The sequence below is a fragment of the Thermospira aquatica genome (genome assembly GCF_023525255.1).
Classification (GTDB): domain Bacteria; phylum Spirochaetota; class Brevinematia; order Brevinematales; family Thermospiraceae; genus Thermospira; species Thermospira aquatica.
In genome coordinates this window covers 1,176,358-1,193,755 of the sequence record NZ_CP073355.1, presented here as the reverse complement: position 1 = coordinate 1,193,755, position 17,398 = coordinate 1,176,358, and the positions used below count along the sequence as shown (strand labels likewise).

At 43.3% G+C, this 17,398-nt stretch carries 15 protein-coding genes and 2 pseudogenes; 3 read left to right on the top strand and 14 right to left on the bottom strand.

Going from position 1 to position 17,398, the window contains the following annotated elements:
- Positions 1-546, bottom strand: a complete 546-nt coding sequence (locus tag KDW03_RS05660) for a TIGR03546 family protein (protein ID WP_271436416.1) — start codon at positions 544-546, stop codon at positions 1-3.
- 29 nt (positions 547-575) lie between these two features.
- Positions 576-2,129 (bottom strand): arginine--tRNA ligase, encoded by a 1,554-nt coding sequence (locus KDW03_RS05655; protein ID WP_271436415.1) that lies wholly within the window; start codon positions 2,127-2,129, stop codon positions 576-578.
- A gap of 239 nt (positions 2,130-2,368) precedes the next feature.
- Between KDW03_RS05655 and KDW03_RS05650 the strand changes: the two genes are divergently transcribed.
- Positions 2,369-2,530 carry a hypothetical protein gene (locus KDW03_RS05650; protein WP_271436414.1) on the top strand — a complete coding sequence of 54 codons (162 nt, stop codon included), beginning with the start codon at positions 2,369-2,371 and terminating at the stop codon, positions 2,528-2,530.
- On the opposite strand, the gene KDW03_RS05645 is transcribed toward KDW03_RS05650, so the two are convergent.
- The 10 genes from KDW03_RS05645 to KDW03_RS05600 form a co-directional block, all read right to left on the bottom strand.
- Positions 2,527-3,936, bottom strand: coding sequence for a PP2C family protein-serine/threonine phosphatase (locus tag KDW03_RS05645; protein WP_271436413.1), 1,410 nt, complete (start codon positions 3,934-3,936; stop codon positions 2,527-2,529). The genes KDW03_RS05650 and KDW03_RS05645 overlap by 4 nt on opposite strands.
- Positions 3,937-3,948: 12 nt before the next feature.
- On the bottom strand, positions 3,949-5,073 hold the full coding sequence (locus KDW03_RS05640; RefSeq protein WP_271436412.1) for a BamA/TamA family outer membrane protein: 1,125 nt from the start codon (positions 5,071-5,073) through the stop codon (positions 3,949-3,951).
- Between the two features lie 10 nt (positions 5,074-5,083).
- Complete coding sequence (locus KDW03_RS05635; RefSeq protein WP_271436411.1) at positions 5,084-5,854, bottom strand: ABC transporter permease; 771 nt, start codon at positions 5,852-5,854, stop codon at positions 5,084-5,086.
- Positions 5,847-6,758: an ABC transporter ATP-binding protein gene (locus KDW03_RS05630; protein ID WP_271436410.1), complete on the bottom strand. Its 912-nt coding sequence runs from the start codon at positions 6,756-6,758 to the stop codon at positions 5,847-5,849. Before KDW03_RS05630 ends, KDW03_RS05635 begins: the two co-directional genes overlap by 8 nt.
- Positions 6,759-6,825: 67 nt before the next feature.
- The gene (gene ligA / locus KDW03_RS05625) at positions 6,826-8,838 is read right to left on the bottom strand and encodes an NAD-dependent DNA ligase LigA (RefSeq protein ID WP_271436409.1); all 2,013 of its coding nucleotides are present in this window, start codon (positions 8,836-8,838) and stop codon (positions 6,826-6,828) included.
- Entirely contained in the window at positions 8,839-10,065 is a 1,227-nt protein-coding gene (locus KDW03_RS05620) for a pyridoxal phosphate-dependent aminotransferase (protein WP_271436408.1), read from the bottom strand. It abuts the gene before it with no gap.
- 2 nt (positions 10,066-10,067) lie between these two features.
- Complete coding sequence (locus KDW03_RS05615; protein WP_271436407.1) at positions 10,068-11,585, bottom strand: DUF4139 domain-containing protein; 1,518 nt, start codon at positions 11,583-11,585, stop codon at positions 10,068-10,070.
- On the bottom strand, positions 11,582-11,971 hold the full coding sequence (locus tag KDW03_RS05610) for a DUF192 domain-containing protein (RefSeq protein WP_271436406.1): 390 nt from the start codon (positions 11,969-11,971) through the stop codon (positions 11,582-11,584). Before KDW03_RS05610 ends, KDW03_RS05615 begins: the two co-directional genes overlap by 4 nt.
- Complete coding sequence (locus KDW03_RS05605) at positions 11,971-12,285, bottom strand: hypothetical protein (RefSeq protein WP_271436405.1); 315 nt, start codon at positions 12,283-12,285, stop codon at positions 11,971-11,973. Before KDW03_RS05605 ends, KDW03_RS05610 begins: the two co-directional genes overlap by 1 nt.
- An 8-nt stretch (positions 12,286-12,293) precedes the next feature.
- Positions 12,294-13,433 (bottom strand): tetratricopeptide repeat protein, encoded by a 1,140-nt coding sequence (locus KDW03_RS05600; protein ID WP_271436404.1) that lies wholly within the window; start codon positions 13,431-13,433, stop codon positions 12,294-12,296.
- A 567-nt stretch (positions 13,434-14,000) separates the two neighbouring features.
- On the opposite strand from KDW03_RS05600, the gene KDW03_RS05595 reads away from it, so the two are divergent.
- On the top strand, positions 14,001-14,423 hold the full coding sequence (locus tag KDW03_RS05595; protein WP_271436403.1) for a class I SAM-dependent methyltransferase: 423 nt from the start codon (positions 14,001-14,003) through the stop codon (positions 14,421-14,423).
- Here KDW03_RS05595 and KDW03_RS12530 read toward each other — a convergent pair.
- Positions 14,424-15,512, bottom strand: a pseudogene (locus KDW03_RS12530) (IS256 family transposase); the annotation flags it as partial.
- Positions 15,513-16,125: 613 nt separating this feature from the next.
- On the opposite strand from KDW03_RS12530, the gene flgG reads away from it, so the two are divergent.
- A complete protein-coding gene (flgG, locus tag KDW03_RS05580) occupies positions 16,126-16,920 on the top strand; it encodes a flagellar basal-body rod protein FlgG (protein ID WP_271436396.1) in 795 nt (264 codons plus the stop codon).
- Positions 16,921-16,985: 65 nt separating this feature from the next.
- Here flgG and KDW03_RS05575 read toward each other — a convergent pair.
- A pseudogene (locus KDW03_RS05575) lies at positions 16,986-17,273 on the bottom strand (ribonuclease Y); the annotation flags it as partial.
- Between the last annotated feature and the right edge of the window lie 125 nt (positions 17,274-17,398).

Sequence of the window (17,398 nt, the reverse complement as noted above, 5' to 3'; positions counted from 1 at the left end):
TTAGGATTTGAATTTGCTCGAGATAAGGGTTGTGCTTTTGTAGATTTTCATCAAACCAGCCACAAGAGGAGTGGAAGTAAATGCCTTAAACCACTTACTTTGAACAATTTTTTCCCGTACAAACTTACGATACCCCCTCACCACGGGCACCATCACAAAAAGAATAGGAAAATACAAAAGCACGCCCAGGGCAAATCCACCCATCACCACTGTATTATGAAGTTTCAAAAGAGGGACAAGGGGCATATTGAAAAAGCTATCATAAAAATCCTCAAGGGCTGAAACAGTAAGAAGAGCATACCCCAGCGTATCAAGCATCGGATCAACAAATGGCATAAAAAGCTTGCCTATTGCCATAACGACAATCATCATGCCCTGATGAATAGTAAGGAAAAAACTTATCAAAAAAACCATCCACCACAAGAGATTATTAGAAGGAATCAGTGCCAGAAGAATACCAAACCCAATTCCCTCGGCAATCTCAAGGGGATGCTGGTTTGAGTTAAGGGCTTTAAAAATCTTTATGAGCCAATTTACCACGATCATATATCCCTCCTTTTATCCTCGAACTCTCATTACATTCTCTCTGGAGCACTGACTCCGATCAGGTTTAAACCCAATGAGAGCACATTCTTGGTTGCCTTCACCAGGACAGCCCTGTTCGCTGTCTTCTGAAGATCATCGGTGATAATCCGATGGACGGTATAATACTTGTGAAAGATGGTTGCCAGGTCTTCAAGATACTGAGGAATACGATGAGGTTCCAGAGCCAACGCAGCATCCTGAACAATCTCAGGAAATCGCAAAAGCCGGGTAGCAAGGAGCCTTGCCTCCGGACTATCGATAATTTCCTCCCTTATCGGTTCCGGCAATTCGGGAAGATTTCGAAGAATCCCACAGATACGAGCATGCGCATACTGCACGTAAAAGACAGGGTTTTCCTCACTCTGCTTCTTGGCCTCCTCGATATCAAACTCAAGATGGGTGTCTGCCTTGCGCATCACCATGTAGTAACGAAGCACATCCTTTCCCAGCTCCTCCAGCACCTCTTCAAGGGTGATCATATCCCCTGTTCGTTTTGACATACGCACGGGTTCACCATTCCGATAAAGACTCACAAGCTGCCCTATGAGAATCTTAAAATCCGTTTCCACACCATCCGCCTGAGAGAGAAGCCAGACTGCCGATTCCATTCTCTTTACATAGCCGTGGTGATCTGCTCCCAGGATATTGTACAGTTTTCGAAATCCTCTTTTAATTTTATCCTGATGGTAAGCAATATCAACTGCAAAATAGGTGTATTCCCCGTCTGATTTCACAAGCACACGGTCCTTGTCATCCCCATGGTCAGTCGTCCGTAACCACAGCGCCCCCTCAGACTCATAAGCCACCCCCTTTTCACGAAGAAAATCGAGCGTTCTTTTTACTGCCCCACTCTCATGAAGGCTTTTCTCCGAAAAGAACCTATCAAACTCCACCCCAAAATCCTTCAGGGTTTGTTGTTGCCAGCGAAGAATAAAGGAAACAGGATCGTCGTCTTGCTTTGCCACCTCAGCGATATACGCTCCATGATAACCATTCTCAGGGATTTCTTTCCCCGCTCTTACTGCTTCAATCGTCTGTTGTAAAAGCCTGATCTGATTGCCCGCATCGTTGACATAGAACTCCCGCCAGACCTCAGCACCCGCATAACTGAGAACACGATACAAAGAATCTCCCAGAGCAGCCCACCGCCCGTGACCAACATGAAGAGGACCTGTGGGATTGGCACTGACATACTCAAGAAGCACCTTGTGCCCGGAAAGAAGATCACTTGCCCCATAACGCGGTTCACAAAAATCTTTTTGAGCCATCTCGCCGAGCCTGGTCTCATTCACAAAAAAGTTCAGATACCCTGGCGCCATCACCTCGACACGACAGATATCGGTCCATGACCAGTTCTCAGCAATCTTTTGAGCAATATCCAGCGGACGTTGTCGCAGAGTCTTGGCAAGGGACATTGCTACAGAGGTAGAATAATCTCCAAAATGTGCATGATCCGGGTACAAAACAGGAACGGGCACTTCTACCCCCCAGAGTTTCTGAAGAAGATCTGTTATCCTCTCTCGAAGAAAAGCCTTCACAATCATAGCACTTCCTTACACAAAATTTTCGATTATCATAGTATAGGACAAAAGAGAGAAAAAAGCAATCTCTTTTCTATCACATTCATAGACGGCACACCGTTACAGGTTCAAAATAAAATTCCTCATGATAAACGACATCCCTCTCTGTTTTTCCACCATCATGAGATCCTGGGACAAAAAACTCATTCTCTCATGCTTTTCGCATGTTTGCCGATAATCACACAAAAGAGAAGGAAAAAATCATGATAGAACACATCCAGGCACTCTCCACCCTTGGCAAACTTGATGCCATACTCTACGAAGTTCTGCAGACACGTCATGAACTCGCCCAGGTAACGCAAAAAGCTATTCAAAAATCCCCTCTTGAAGAAACCAAAGGCCAGATTGTCGATATCATTGTCTAAGAAACATCCAGACAGATGAAGGCAATATCATCCTCCAAGTGACGTTCTCCATGAAACTCCCTCAAGTCTTCCAGAAGGTTTTGCATGAGATCATACGCCTGAAAATCTCTGTGCGTTTGCAAAAAATGGGCAAGGTTTTTTTCCTCGTAGCTTTCCCCTTCCGGGTTCGAGGTATCGAGTAAACCATCGGTATAAAAAAGCACTCTTTCTCCTGGTTGCAAACAAATAGTCTGCTGCTGATACTCCATACTTGGAAACGTACCAATCGGCTGAGAACGAATAGTTGCGAGCGTGGCAAAATGCCCCTGACGGTAAAGAAAGGGATACGGATGGCCAGCATTTGCGATGGTAAGTTTTTTTTCTTTTTGATTGTACAGGGCATAAATGGCAGTAAGAAAATATCCCCTCAACTGATGAAAGAGATTTCCATTAAGCCTTGAGAGAAAATGCGCAGGATTTCTGGCAAATGGTTTTAATTCAGTCATATTTTGTTTCAACATAACAGTGATAAGAGAAGCCGCAATACCATGTCCACACACATCGCTGATAAATATCCCCACATTGTCAGGATCTATCTCAACAAGATCAAGAAAATCCCCCCCAATCTCCTCCATCGGTTGGTACAGATAAGCAATCGTTGAAAACTCCTTGTGTGGCAGAAGAGAAAACTGAATCTCTCTCGCCAGACGAAGTTCAAGACTCAAAGTTTCCTGATTTTTGCGTAGTTCATTGCGTTCTTGGATAAAGATCTGTGTCATATCCATGATGGAATCCTCGAGTTTCTTTTTTTCTTCTATATCGAGGATCTCAATCAGCCACCCCTCTTCATTCCCCCTCGGGAGACAGGAGATATTCACCATACAGGGGAGGGATCTGCCTTGTGTCACAAGGCGCATCTCGAGATTTGAGATGTTGACACGCCTCTCCAGATAGTGGAGAATCTTTTCTCTATCTTCAAAAAGATCGGAAATCCCCCCTTCTCGCAAAAGGGATTCTGCCACAAAATCCCTGGTTCGTGAGTTGGCATACCAGATGTTTTCTTTATTCCCCCAGATTATTCCACTCTGAAGACGATTTAACAGATTTTTAAACGAAACTCGTTCAGTCTCAAGTTCATAGGTGAGGGTACTTACCTCCTCAAAAAGTGCCTGAATCTGTACAGAGCTCATTTGATCGAGGAAAGCCACAACCGTTCCTTTGATCTTCGGGGAAGACAATTGAAAATCATACGCGGTAAGAGTAACAGGGATCTTCGTCTTTATAGGTGTAATAAGTTCCATACGTGAAAATCCATGAAGAGTGGACACAAGATTTCCTCTTTCCAACGATGGGAAAAGCTCCTCTATTGAAGGGAGAGAAGACCCAGCTTCAAGCCCAAGAATCAAAAACACAAAAGGATTGCACATAAAGACATCTCTTTATCCATCTAATGAATACGTTCGCATCTGAAGTGCAAACGAGATACCATCTGTCCAGAAAGGATAGTTGTCACAAGGAGTCTCTCTCCACTCGGTCCACGCCTCCCCTCCTTCGAGAAAAGCCACCGCTTCCAGCTGCATATCAAAGATCACAAAAGGAATCACCTCCCAGAATTTCCAGCGGATCTCACCATGCACATCCCAACAATTGTCCCCCAGGAGCCCAGGACTTTGTGAAAGCGTATGGAGCCCATTAATCTGACGAAGGAGATACTTTTCACTTGATTGTAACTTCCCATAGGTAAGACCATGGTGCCACTTGAGACCCAGTTGCCAGGTTTTCCCCAGGGGAGTATGCCATGATGCTGTTGTTTCCCAGGAAATTCCCCCCGAAAGAAAAAACCACCTCGCATCGTTTTGCCAGTGCCATCCTGAGGAAAACGATGGATATCCCCGCCGTGTATCCACAAGATAGGAAAGGGAGAGATATCCCCCTCTTTCAAGAGGCATCTGGTTCGTCTGGACAATACTCTGTCCTCCCAGACTCACCCACATGATATGATCCGGAAAAACATGCCATCCTACGAGGGCTTCCCCCTTTTGCCTCAGGGTGAGAAATGTCTGATAAAAATCCCCCCTATACTCTACGAGGTCTTCCTCTGTTGTTCCCAGGGAAACCTGATAGAAAAAGGGAGAAAAATTGTACATATGATCGATGAGTGTAATCTTTTTTTGAAACGTTCCCACCTCAAAGAATATCTCCTTGCCCTTTCCCCAGATGTTTTGTTTGCCAAACCCTACCGCTCTATCAAACAGTTGTGCCGTGTAAAAAAAACTCTCTGTTAACTCAAGAGAAATTCTCACCGTATTCTCCGGAGTATACTCATTGGTGACATAAATATTACGAAACCATCCTGTTCTTTCAAGTCTTCGTGCCCAGTTCTGCAAAGCCCTCTCAAGTTCGCCAGGCGTATAGTCTTTATCAGGATCATACTCAAAAAAATAGAAAAGAATAGTCCTGGAATTGCTATCACTATTTCCCCGGATAAAAATATCTTCGATCTTTACCGCAAAAAGAGAGCCTACAAGAAACCAAAAGAAAAGGATGAAAAAGATTCTTTTCATACTCACTCCTTTATTGTATCATGCGTTTTTTTATTCCATGGATACTCAGTGTGCCAAACACAGTAATAGTCAGTACAATAAACACAAGATCCCAACCAATCGCCTGATATCTTTCAAACACCACCCCTCTGACCATCCGTACCGCGTGGGTGAGAGGAAGAACCTCCGTGATGGGCTGGATCCAGCGAGGCAAAGAGGATGTGGGAAAAACAATCCCGGAAAAGAAAAACATCGGAGACAAAAACCCCGTCATATAAAAGCTAAAATGATCGATATTTTTCACAAACGAGGTGACAAACAAACTGAGAGAGGCAAACATTACCCCCGTCAAAAAACCCACCACAGGAACAAAAAACGCCCAGGGTGTTCTGAGAAGGCCGAAAAGTGACACTACCAGCAACACCGCAAAAGAAAAGAAAAATCCCTTGCTCCCCGCCCACAGAATCTCCCCTACCACCATATCTGTGAGGGAGATGGGGGCAGCCAGAATCGCATCATAGATCTTCTCATACTCTAAACGAATAAAACTTCCAAAGGTACACTCGTAAGCTGCTGTCATCATAGCCGTAGAAACACACAGCCCGCTTGCCAGAAAATCAAGATACGGAATACCATCCATCTCTCGAATGACCTGCCCCAGACCCAGTCCAATCCCCGCCAGAAAGATCAGAGGTTCAAAAAACGGGGGAAAACCATTACTTAAAAGGTTACTCGTGTATACCATGAAATGCCGGTACCATACGCTCAAAATTCTTTTAACAGGATGTGTAAGTTTATTCATGCAGCTGCCTCCCTGTGAGTTTTAGAAAAACATCCTCAAGATTTGCCTGACGGATAAAACCTGTCCCGGGAGGAAGACACTCGGCCAGGTGTTGAAGAACAGAAACATCGTGAGCATAAAAGCGAACCATTTCCCCCGATTTTTCAAGCCTCACATAGTCAGGAGGTGTACAGTTGTTTGCTTTAGACTCAGGAACTTCATACACATACGGTTCAATATGCGACCTGATAAGTTCAGCAGGTTTTCCCTCAACAATTTTTACCCCCTCGTGGAGGATCATCAACCGATCAGCAAGCTGAAACGCCTCATCCATGTAGTGGGTCGTAAGAAGAATAGTCACCCCTTCTCTCAACAAGACCCGTAACTTATCCCAGATATGATGGCGTACCTGGGGATCAAGCCCTGTTGTTGGTTCATCGAGAATCAAAAGCCTCGGAGAATGAAGAAGTGCCCTCGCAATAACGAGCCTCCTTCGCATTCCGCCGGAAAGCTCCCGAATATTGGCATTCTTTTTATCCCGTAAGTCCATAAACTCAAGAAGCTCATCTATACGCTTCTGGATCGTTTTTTGATCCATCCCATAGTAGAGACTGTAGATACGGAGGTTTTCCTGAACAGAAAGCTCATAGTCAAGGTTGTCATCCTGGGGTACAATCCCGGTAAAGAAACGTATCTTAAGAGAGTCTTTGAGAGAATCAAGTCCAAAAACCCGGATCTGACCGTTTGCAGGATGATGAGCAACACGCCCATAAAGAAGCTTCATCATCGTTGTTTTCCCTGCTCCGTTTGGCCCTAACAGAGCATAGCATTCTCCCTGATACACAGAGAACGAGACATTCTTGAGTGCCTGGAACTGATCATAGCTTTTCGAGACACCCTGAACTTCTATGGCTACATCAGGCATACTGGTTCACTCCTTTGTTATCATTATACTGCAGGGAATCATTCTTAGCAAAAAAGTCATACCTTTTCTATCCTTTTTGTATCTGTTTCAAAAACTCTTCCATGGGAATAATAGGGATCCCCTGTTTCTCGGCTTTGGCAAGTTTTGATCCCGGCGATTCCCCCACCACCAGAAAGTTTGTTTGCCTGGTGACATTGTCCTGAGGAATACCCCCTTCAGCCTCAATAAACTGAAACAACTGTTCTCTTGAGTAAATCTCGTGTTTCCCCGTAATACAGACATATTTTCCTGCAAGTTTTCCTTCTCTTTTGTCCTGCTTTGGGTAAGCCTTTACCTTTATCCCTGCCTCAAGAAGATCATCTATCACCTTTGACCGGAGAGGATCCCTAAAGAAATCTTCAAGACTTCTAGCAACCACCTCCCCAATCCCATACAACCTCACAAAATCCTCAAAACGAGCCTTGCGGATATTTTCAAGCGATCCAAACTCTCTGGATAGAATCTTTGCTGTCTCCTGACCTACAAAATCAATACCAAGGGCATACAAAAACCTATCGAGAGGCACTTCGCGTTTTGCCTCAATGTTCGCAAGAAGTTTATCCACAAGCTTCTCCCCTAAACGATCCATCTCTATCAGTCGATTCCGATGTTTTTTGAGCCGAAAAATATCCCCCAGGGAGGTAAGAATCCCCTCGTTATAGAATCTCTCTATAAGTTCCTCCCCGAGTCCCTCAATATCCATCGCGGATCGAGAAACAAAATGCCGGAGTTTTGCCTTGATAACCGCAGGACAGGATGGATTGGGGCAAAAGATACCGACCTGATCGGATTCTCGTTTCACAGGGGTACCACAAACCGGACAGTGGGTAGGCTCCTCAACAGGCTTTGCCATGGGGGGACGCTTTTCTTTTATAACAGCAACCACTTTGGGAATCACCTCCCCCGAACGTTCTACCACCAGGGTATCCCCATAGTGGAGATCAAGTCGTTTCACCTCATCAAAATTATGAAGGGTAGCCCTTTGAACACGAGCTCCTGCAAGAAACACCGGATCAAAGATAGCCACAGGTGTAATGGTTCCCTGTCTGCCTACACCAAGCTCAATCTCACGCAAAACTGCCTGCGCCTGCATGGGTTTAAACTTCCAGGCTATGGCCCATTTGGGGGTTTTGGCATCGTAACCAAGCGTTTGCTCCAGAAGAAAATCATCCACCTTTACCACAATCCCATCAATTTCATAGGGGATCTCATCGCGGTGAGTTTCCCAATAGTTGTGATACTCCTCTATTTCATTGATATTCTCGGTTTTCAATCTGTGAAAACAGATCGAAAAACCCCGTTCAGAGAGATAGCTCATGCGGTCATAATGAGAAAGGATCACCGTATCATCCGGAAATCTTACCCCATATGCATAAAAGAAAAGCCTCCGCTGAGCAGTAATCGAGGGATCAAGCTGCCGAATAGACCCGGCTGCCGCGTTTCTCGGATTGGCAAAAGGCACCTCGCCAGCGGCTTCTCTCTCCTCATCGAGCTTCTGAAAATCCTCCCGATGCATCACAACCTCACCATACACCACAAGCTCATCAGGAACACTTCCAAGAAGTTTTAAAGGCAGGTTTTTTATCGTTCGTACACTATGCGTCACCACCTCCCCAACCTCACCATTCCCCCTCGTTACCCCCATGGTGAGAACACCCTTTTTGTAAATAAGTTCAATGGCCAGACCATCAAACTTGTGTTCTGCTGTCCAGACAATGGGTTTGTTGGCCGTTGCCTGTCGTACCCGCTGAACAAAGGCGTGAAATTCTTCCGTGTTAAGCGCATTCCCAAGGCTATACATTTTATAAGGATGGGTAAAGTTCTCAAAAGACTTGAGAGGTTCTGCCCCCACGCGCTGGGTTGGAGAATCGGGGGTGACAAGTTCAGGAAAGAGCTTTTCTAGCTCGAGAAGACGTCGCATGGCTTCATCATATTCAGCATCAGAGATCTCGGGATTATCCAGCACATAGTAACGGTAGTTGTGGTAATGTAAAAATTCCCGGAGTTTCTCTATTTCCTGCCTTGCCTCTTCGATGGTCATCTATTCCTCCTGTTTGTAAGTTTCAAAGAAATCCTTCAGTCTTCCTGCAACCTCTTCAAGTTCCTTTATATCAGGAAGAAACACAAACCGGAAGTGATCGGGTTTGGGCCAATTGAAGCCCGTCCCCTGCACCAAAAGAATATGTTTCGTGCGCAAAATATCATAAACCAGCTTCATGTCATCTTTGATGTTGAATCGCTTCACATCTACTTTGGGGAAAAGATAAAGCGCCCCCATGGGCTTCACACAGGTAATACCCGGAATATCATTGAGAAGCTGATATGAGTAATCACGTTGTTCTCTCAGTCTCCCGCCAGGTCTCACCAGGTCATCAATACTCTGGTATCCCCCAAGCGCTGTCTGAATGGCGTACTGGGCCGGAACATTGCTACAGAGACGCATCGATGCTACCAGATTAAGCCCTTCAATATAGTCTGTTGCCCATTCTTTTTTTCCGGAGAGGAGAAGCCAACCCACACGAAAACCAGGGATCCGGTGGGATTTCGAGAGTCCATTATAGGTGAGAACCAGTGTTTCATCGGTCATACTCGCGATGCAGTACGCTTTGGCATCTTCGTAAACAATTTTTTCATAAATCTCATCTGAAAAGATGATAAGCTTGTGTTCTACGGCAATCTTAATGATCTCCTCGAGAATCTCTCTGGGATATACCGAACCTGTGGGATTGTTGGGATTGATCACCACAATCCCTTTGGTCCTGGGAGTGATTTTTTTGCGTATGTCCGCAAGATCAGGATACCAGTTTGCCTCTTCATCGCAGATGTAGTGGATAGCCTTTCCTCCCGAAAGAGTGACAGCCCCTGTCCAGAGAGGATAATCCGGGATAGGCACAAGCACCTCATCCCCACTATCAAGGAGGGCTTGAAGTGACAGAAGAATGAGTTCACTTACGCCGTTACCTATATAGATATCATCAATAGAAATATCCTGTATCCCTTTCAGCTGGTAGTACTGCATCACAGCTTTTCTCGCAGAGAAGACGCCCTTTTCATGGGTATATCCCTGAGCCTCTCTGAGATTGTAAGCTACATCGTGAATAATCTCATCCGGAGCATCAACCCCAAACCGAGGGGGATTCCCCGTGTTGAGCCTGATGATGTTGTACCCCTCCTGTTCCAATCGTTGAGCCTCAGCAACCACAGGCCCGCGAATATCATAAAAAATCCCTTCAAGTTTCTTTGATTTTTGAAATACTCGATGTTGCATCGTTATTCCTCATGTTCATAGTAATAGGTGTCTTTGGGGTATTCTATAGTGTATCCAAAAGAAAACACTTTCTCCTCTCCTGGTTTTAGACTGATCTGCCATTTGACAATACCATCATTCGTCTGGATAGCTTTGAGCTCTGCGGAGCTTTTATCCGTAGCAAAAATATTCTTTACCGTGATCCGCTCTTCGGAGGAAAGAGGAAATCTATCCCACACCGTCAGTGCGATGGTTCTTGGTAGCCTATTTCTTACGGTCAGCCGGTAGTGTTTTTCATGTTGAACCGTTGGTCGCAAAAGGCTGGGCATCTCTTTATAATCCCGGACAACTTCTCGTCTCACCTCGATATCTTTTACCTCAAATCCAGGAAAAGTGTAGGTACTACTGGCAACAAGACTCCGGGAAAGTATCGTCTTTTGTGTTTTCCCCTGTGAATCAAGAATAACCTCACCAGGAATAAGGGTATAGCCCAGAGTATTGGAGAGAGTGGTAGCATACCATCCCCAACTTGCCCGTGGTGCCAGAACAAAATAGGTATTCGTAAGACTCACTTTTCGTGGTTCCCAGAGTTTCACCGTCGTATTCCGAGAAAGCGTCACGCGGTTCGTAATACGCCATACCGTTCCCTGTCCCTCTGAAGACTCCACCGGTGAAGGGCTACCGGATTCAGGCTCAAAAAACACCCCTTCTGCTTCGGACATTGCTCGTGGAACCTCGGGTGCCTGGGCTGATTTAAGAAATGTTTTCTGTCTCCCAGGAGTTTGAAGATAAAGCTTTAGCCTTGGCAAATATTCCTCCATCTGAGGACTTGTGTAGGAGTAACCGAGAATCCAGAGAGAATCCACACGCTCCTGAAAACCCTGAGACGAAAATATCTCCACCTCCGCGCCAAGAGTCTCCTTCTCCACCTGGAGAGTGTACGACGCTCTCCAGCCGCCGGGAAGTGTGTAGCGTAAACTTCCACTGGCTGGTTTTTCTAGTTCCAGTATTTTGAGAGGGATAATCTTTGATAAAAGAAACCTTGAGATCTCTTGAATCCTGGCATCAAGCAGAGCAATCTCCTGTCGAAGGACCTGAATATCTGTTTCCAGCTGACGAATAGCTTTTTCAGCGGAGGCATACTGCCTCTCATACTTCTCCATAAGCTCTGTTGTTCTGGGATTCTGACTACTGGCAAACCCTCGCAAAAGATCCTGGTAAAGTTTTATCCTGTCATTCTGTCCTGCCAGTTTTTTCTCAAGCTGCTGGAGGTTTTTCCTTTTTTGGGCGACTTGATTGGTAAGAGAAATATACTCTACAACGGTAGAACTGAGGTTTTCCGGGTAGATATTCGTCACCCATTCCTTGAGAAGGCTCACTTCAGGACGTATCTCAACATCCTTTGCCCCAAGGGGTAGAACAATCTGAGTAACCGCACGAAAATCTCGTTCTATGACAATCCTGTCACGGTAGACAAAAGCCTCCTGTGCCCACGCAAAGAGAACCACACAGGTCCCGAAAATGATTATCCATTTTCTCATAAACCCCTCCTCTGGAGTTTTTTCTTTAGAGAACGACGAAAACTCTCGTAATGAGTAAAAATAAGATTGGTTTTTGCGGGATCAAGCTCCAGAACATAGCGGACTCGTGAAGTTCGAGAAACCATCACCTCCGTATTGAACGGTATCCCCTGATGAATCTCAAGAATGTTGAGTTCCTCATCCGTATAGACAATACTCATAGGAAGATAAGTATTCTTCATCCAGAAACCAACCTGTTGCGGCCCGGGAAAAACAAAAATCATCCCTGCCCATTCTCCCCATCCCCTCCGATACATCATACCAGTTCGCTGTTCTGTTTCCGTGATCGCGAGGGGGAAAAGAAGCTGCTGGGTAAGAAGCGTCACCACAATAAAATTGGTAAACATTACTTCTCCCTCCTTATAAAATGACGATGTTCAGAGAGATCAAAACCACAATAGGGACAATGCCGTTGAAAAACCGGCTTTCCATCTAAAAAGGTAATGTCTACCTCATGCTGACATCTGGGACAGGTGAGGACCCTGTCTTCAAGCCAGTGGATTTGATGGGTAAAGTAAAGCCAGGCAATCAAAAAACCAAACCATCCTACTACAGCTACAGCCCAGAGAAATGCCAGCTTTACAGGAAATATCGTCTGAAACAAAAAGAAAAGCCCTATTCCTAGAAAACCAAGAAAAATGATAATTTTTACAAAACCCATATATCCCCTCAAGGATTTTTTGTTCGGTAAATCATCATATCAATCATGGCAAGATTCTCCGACGGAACAGGCTCAACCAAAAGAAACTCTGCCCTTGCTTGTTCATACGCACCAATAGCGTTGTCCCGTAGCTGGAGATTCCTGTACACCTCCCCCAGGTAAAAGTACAAGAGTCCCCTCCTTAAAGGAGACACGCCATAATTATCCAGCGCTTTTTCAAAAAACACCTCAGCCCATTCTCGTTGACGAGCAAGGATAAAAAAACGACTTATCCTGACAAGGTTTTCCGTACTCTCTGGATTAAAACCCAACAAAAGAAGTCCACGGTCTGTGAATCTTCTCCACTGTTTAAGCTGGTAACTAGCCTCAAGGATAAGGAAAAAAACCGTCTCATTGGTATAGTAGGCAAGAAGACGTTCTGCAAGGAAAAGAGCTTCCTGAGGTTTTTGGTTTTCAAGATACAACTGAGCAGAGAGAAGTCCAAAACGCACCCTGTCTCGAAGAGAAACAAGTTGGGGATAAAACTGCTGGAGCGTCTGAAGAGCCTCCCCCCCATTTTGTCGAAAATAAAGCATCTCTGCATAGATAAATACCACGTCAGGATCTTTGGGATAACGAGCAACAAGATTGGTGGCAAGTGACCACGCCTCATTGGTATTCTGGAGAATTTTTAGTGCCCTCACCTGACTGGCAAGCAGAGAGGGAAGCGGTGTTTTCACGGTCTTCTGGTATGTGTCCATGAGCTGAAGAAACCGACGAGCCTTTTCTTCTGTGAAAAACCATCCTTCATCAAATCCCCTCGCATAGTACCGACAAAGGGTTTCCCACAAAGTACCATCTTTAGCATACTGATTGGTAAAGGGGAGAAGAACGGCCTCCACAGGAAAATAATAGGAACGCTTTTCTCCATCACTATTCGAAAGAAGAAACTCTTCCCCGTTTGATGAAATCCCCCATTGAAGCAAAAGATTGGCTGCCCGAATCATAAGAGAAAAGTTCGTATAACGAACATCATTGTGCAAAATCCGTTGAAAACCATCCAATACCATTCCTTTCTCTACCAGGCGATAAATTTCATCGTGCTCCTGACAAAATGCTGCGCCTCCCCATGCAAGCCAGAGAAAAAGCCCAAGAAGTTCTTTCTTCATTTCCAGTTGCCCTTTTAGACACGGTTATTGTAAACAAGATAAGAGGAAAAATCAAATTTCCATCTCTTTAGCCCGCCCACAGAAAAGAAGAAATCCCGCCTGAACTCTCCTCGACAATAAAAAAGAATATATTCACTTCCATGAAAAAATACGACGCATGGTGTATACAAACAATGCGCTGGAAAGACTCTTTAAAAAACTCAAAAGGAGATGAAAAACGATGGCAATGTATCAAAGCCAAGCTTTTAGCAAGAAATATTTTTATCCGTTATCAAGATACTAAAATGAGAAGTTCTTGAAAAGAGGGTCAAAGAACCCCACCTATTTTTTCAAATCTCTTGTAAGCAACACCCATACACAACAAAAAATATTCAGATAAAGGCTATCGTATGGCCAGACACACTTTTCTTGACACAATGTAATAAGTTATTTAAGAAAAAGTTCTTCTATTCTCAAAAAAATAAAAATTCAATCTGATAAAAATTGGACAAAAATCACATACTTATAGTATAATAAAATCATAAAAGTGTATGAGTCTTCTTATTTTTTAAAGGAGAAAAGAAGAAAATGATGAAGAACAAAAATATAACAAATTACTCTGAAAAGTTTATCCATTATTACAGCGATCATATTCCAGAAAAAATAAAGGAATTATTAGAGAATTTTCGTTTCACTAAGATTGCTGACATAGGTTGTGGGGATGGTGCTCTTTTATATTCCCTTAAAACCAACAACTATTTTGAAAAGTTTGAAAAAATATATGCTCTTGATGTCTCATCGTTAAGACTAGAAAGAGTTAAAAATATAGATGAGAAAATCACTGTTATTCATGATGATATATCTATATTAAACAATCTAAATATTCTTGAAAAAGTAGACTTTATTATATGCAATCAAGTAATTGAACATGTTTCAGATGATGAAAAGGCCATAAAAAATATGAGTGCTTTCTTAAAACCCGGTGCATTGTGTCAAGAAAATTGTGTCTAGTCATAGGATAACCTCGCTGTGAATATTTTCTTTGGTGTATGAGTGTTGCTCACGATAGAGTTGAAAGTAATACTCCCAATTTTTTAACTTTCTTTTTAAGAACTTCTCATTTTGGTATCTTAATAACAGGTAAAGATATTTCTCAGCTGAAGCCTCGCTTTGACACATTTCCATCGTTTTTAATCTCCTTTTAAGTTCTTTAAAGAGTCTTTCCAGGGCATTGTTTGTATACACCATGCTTCGTATTCCTTCAGGTAATTCCATGTAAGTGAATATATTCTCTCTTATTGTCAAGAGGTTATTCATTAAGTTGGGATAGATATTTTTCCATTTTTGTGTAAATTTCATAAACAATTGTTCTGCCTCCTGTTTGTCTTTGGCATGAAATACCTCTTTTATTTCAGTGGCAATGATATTTCTGTGTTGAACTCTCACTTTAGCCAGTATGTTTCTCATGACATGGACTACACAGGGTTGATACTGCGTTTTTCATACCACTTAAGCCATCAGAGACAATAAAATGAATCTGTTTGACACCTCTTTCTCTTATATCTGCAAAATTTCCCGCCAGTTATAAGCACTTTCCATGCCTCCTGGCAGGTAGTATCCTAAAATCTCCCGTCTTCCCTCAGGTGTAATGCCTATAGCTACATATATTGATTCATTTTCTACCCTATCTCTCTTGATAGGAAACACCATAGCATCCAGAAATACCACGGCATATTCTTCCATGAGAGGGCGACTACGCCACTTCTGAATCTCTTCTATGCCTACCTGGCTTATCCTTGAGATGTTAGCATAAGAAATCTTTATTTCATAAAGCTCTTTTAAAACTTCTGCTATCTTCCTTGTTGACATTCCTGATATCAACATAGCCCTGATTAATGCATCTAAGTCTTCTGTGATGCGTTTGCGATAGGGAAGAAGGGCACTTTTAAATCCATTATCCCTTGTTCTTGGAACACGTATGGCTGTAAGCTCGCCAAAAGCTGTCTTTAAATCCCTTTCGTAAAAGCCATTGCCTTTTGTGGGAGGATTGTTTTCCAGGTAAATCTCTCTTTCCTCTTTTAACATACTCTCTAATACTTCCTTGACAATTGGTTTGAATAGCTCTAAAATATTCTTCGTCTCAATCATATCTGGCCTCCTGTGATAGTTTTATTTATATTATCACAGGAGGTTATCTTTTTCCTACCAGACACAATTAAGTATACACTGCCCACCCGGTGGGATCCTTTACTTAACTACTGTATATAAAAAATGGTATGGTTGGTATTTTTACAAAAATAAATATGGTGAGCAAGTTATTGATCCCACTCATGAAAGAGAATATAAAAATGACTTTGAACTTCCCTTGCTGTTAAAAAAGTATGATTTTGAGATATTATCTAACAAAAAAACTTTATTTAAATACCCTTTTCTAGATTTCTTCCTTAAAAGAATAGGTTTCAAACAAGATATTTATGAAAAAAACAAAATTATAAAATTTCTAAGAAACATAAAAATCCCAATATTTGGCTATTACCTGTGGGAATTGGTGGCAGAAAAAAAATAATCAAAAATTTTTTCTAAAACCATTTTGGGGTACTTTTTCTCCTCTTTTGCTGGTAAACACGCGATAAAGCCCCAAACCAACCTCTTTTTTCTTAAACCTTTTCAAAATTCGCCGATACATAAGTAAAAACAAAGAAGGAGAGGGGATATGATGCGTTCACTCTGGACAGCTGCCTCCGGGATGATTGGAGAGCAGTTTCATATCGATACCATTGCCAACAACCTGGCAAACATCAATACCACAGGTTTTAAGAAAACTCGAGCGGAGTTTGAAGACCTTCTCTACCAGACGATTCGTCTCGCGGGAACGCCCTCCTCGGAGATTTCCCAATATCCGACAGGAATTCAGGTGGGACTGGGTGTCCGTCCAGCCGCTACCCAGAAATTCTACACGCAGGGGAGCCTCCAGAATACTGGCAACAAACTGGATATCGCCATTGAAGGTGAGGGGTTTCTTGGGGTAATTCTGCCAGATGGAACTCAGGCTTATACAAGAGATGGTACCCTTAAATTAGACAGTAATGGAGAGATTGTCACCTCCCAGGGATATCGATTAAATCCACCCATTGTCCTACCGGATGAATTTGAGATTCAGAGTCTTACTATCTCCAAGGATGGTCTGGTCACGGTGAAGGTTGCAGGCGAAGATGAAGATATCGAAGTAGGAAGAATTCTCCTCTACCGTTTTATTAACCCTGCTGGTCTTACCAATATCGGAGAAAACTATGTCAAGGAAAGCCCTGCGTCAGGACCGGCTGTTGAAGGGATACCTTCCCTCGCTGGCTATGGAAAAATCCACCAGGGTTTTCTCGAAATGTCAAATGTCAATGCCGTACAGGAAATGGTGGACATGATTGTAGCTCAGCGCGCGTATGAATTCAACTCTCGAGCTATTCAAACGAGTGATTCCATGCTTGGAACGGCGAATAGCCTGAAACGATAATCCCTTCCCCCTTACATAAAAAAAGGCTACCTTTTTGGGTAGCCTTTTTTTTACACCTTGAAAGACTAACGCGCATACTCGATAATTCGGGTTTCTCGAATAAGGGTTATCTTAATCTGACCAGGATACTTCATCTCGTTTTCGATCTTTTTGGCTATATCACGAGCCATGATAGAGGCTTTCTGATCATCCACTTTGTCACTTGCGACAAATATGCGTACTTCACGACCTGCCTGAATGGCATACGCCTTTTCCACACCCTCAAACGAGGTTGCTATTCCTTCAAGAGTCTGGAGACGCTTGATATAGTTTTCAAATGATTCTCGTCTGGTACCTGGTCGGGAAGCCGAAATACCTCTCTTTTCTCTTCCGAAAAATAGACGATCTTATTTTGAAGAAAATGTTTCTCATTTCGTTATCCAAGCGAAATTATCTTCCAACGACACACAATTCTTTTGACACAATAGCAAAAATACTT

What these genes read in the sequence shown, in the direction of transcription:
- ligA (WP_271436409.1), bottom strand. Translation starts at nt 8,838, where the DNA reads ATGACCATCGAAGAGGCAAGGCAGGAAATAGAGAAACTCCGGGAATTT.
- KDW03_RS05640 (WP_271436412.1), bottom strand. Translation starts at nt 5,073, where the DNA reads ATGAAAAGAATCTTTTTCATCCTTTTCTTTTGGTTTCTTGTAGGCTCT.
- flgG (WP_271436396.1), top strand. Translation starts at nt 16,126, where the DNA reads ATGATGCGTTCACTCTGGACAGCTGCCTCCGGGATGATTGGAGAGCAG.
- KDW03_RS05645 (WP_271436413.1), bottom strand. Translation starts at nt 3,936, where the DNA reads ATGTGCAATCCTTTTGTGTTTTTGATTCTTGGGCTTGAAGCTGGGTCT.
- KDW03_RS05660 (WP_271436416.1), bottom strand. Translation starts at nt 546, where the DNA reads ATGATCGTGGTAAATTGGCTCATAAAGATTTTTAAAGCCCTTAACTCA.
- KDW03_RS05655 (WP_271436415.1), bottom strand. Translation starts at nt 2,129, where the DNA reads ATGATTGTGAAGGCTTTTCTTCGAGAGAGGATAACAGATCTTCTTCAG.
- KDW03_RS05610 (WP_271436406.1), bottom strand. Translation starts at nt 11,971, where the DNA reads ATGTTTACCAATTTTATTGTGGTGACGCTTCTTACCCAGCAGCTTCTT.
- KDW03_RS05650 (WP_271436414.1), top strand. Translation starts at nt 2,369, where the DNA reads ATGATAGAACACATCCAGGCACTCTCCACCCTTGGCAAACTTGATGCC.
- KDW03_RS05630 (WP_271436410.1), bottom strand. Translation starts at nt 6,758, where the DNA reads ATGCCTGATGTAGCCATAGAAGTTCAGGGTGTCTCGAAAAGCTATGAT.
- KDW03_RS05620 (WP_271436408.1), bottom strand. Translation starts at nt 10,065, where the DNA reads ATGCAACATCGAGTATTTCAAAAATCAAAGAAACTTGAAGGGATTTTT.
- KDW03_RS05605 (WP_271436405.1), bottom strand. Translation starts at nt 12,285, where the DNA reads ATGGGTTTTGTAAAAATTATCATTTTTCTTGGTTTTCTAGGAATAGGG.
- KDW03_RS05615 (WP_271436407.1), bottom strand. Translation starts at nt 11,585, where the DNA reads ATGAGAAAATGGATAATCATTTTCGGGACCTGTGTGGTTCTCTTTGCG.
- KDW03_RS05635 (WP_271436411.1), bottom strand. Translation starts at nt 5,854, where the DNA reads ATGAATAAACTTACACATCCTGTTAAAAGAATTTTGAGCGTATGGTAC.
- KDW03_RS05600 (WP_271436404.1), bottom strand. Translation starts at nt 13,433, where the DNA reads ATGAAGAAAGAACTTCTTGGGCTTTTTCTCTGGCTTGCATGGGGAGGC.
- KDW03_RS05595 (WP_271436403.1), top strand. Translation starts at nt 14,001, where the DNA reads ATGATGAAGAACAAAAATATAACAAATTACTCTGAAAAGTTTATCCAT.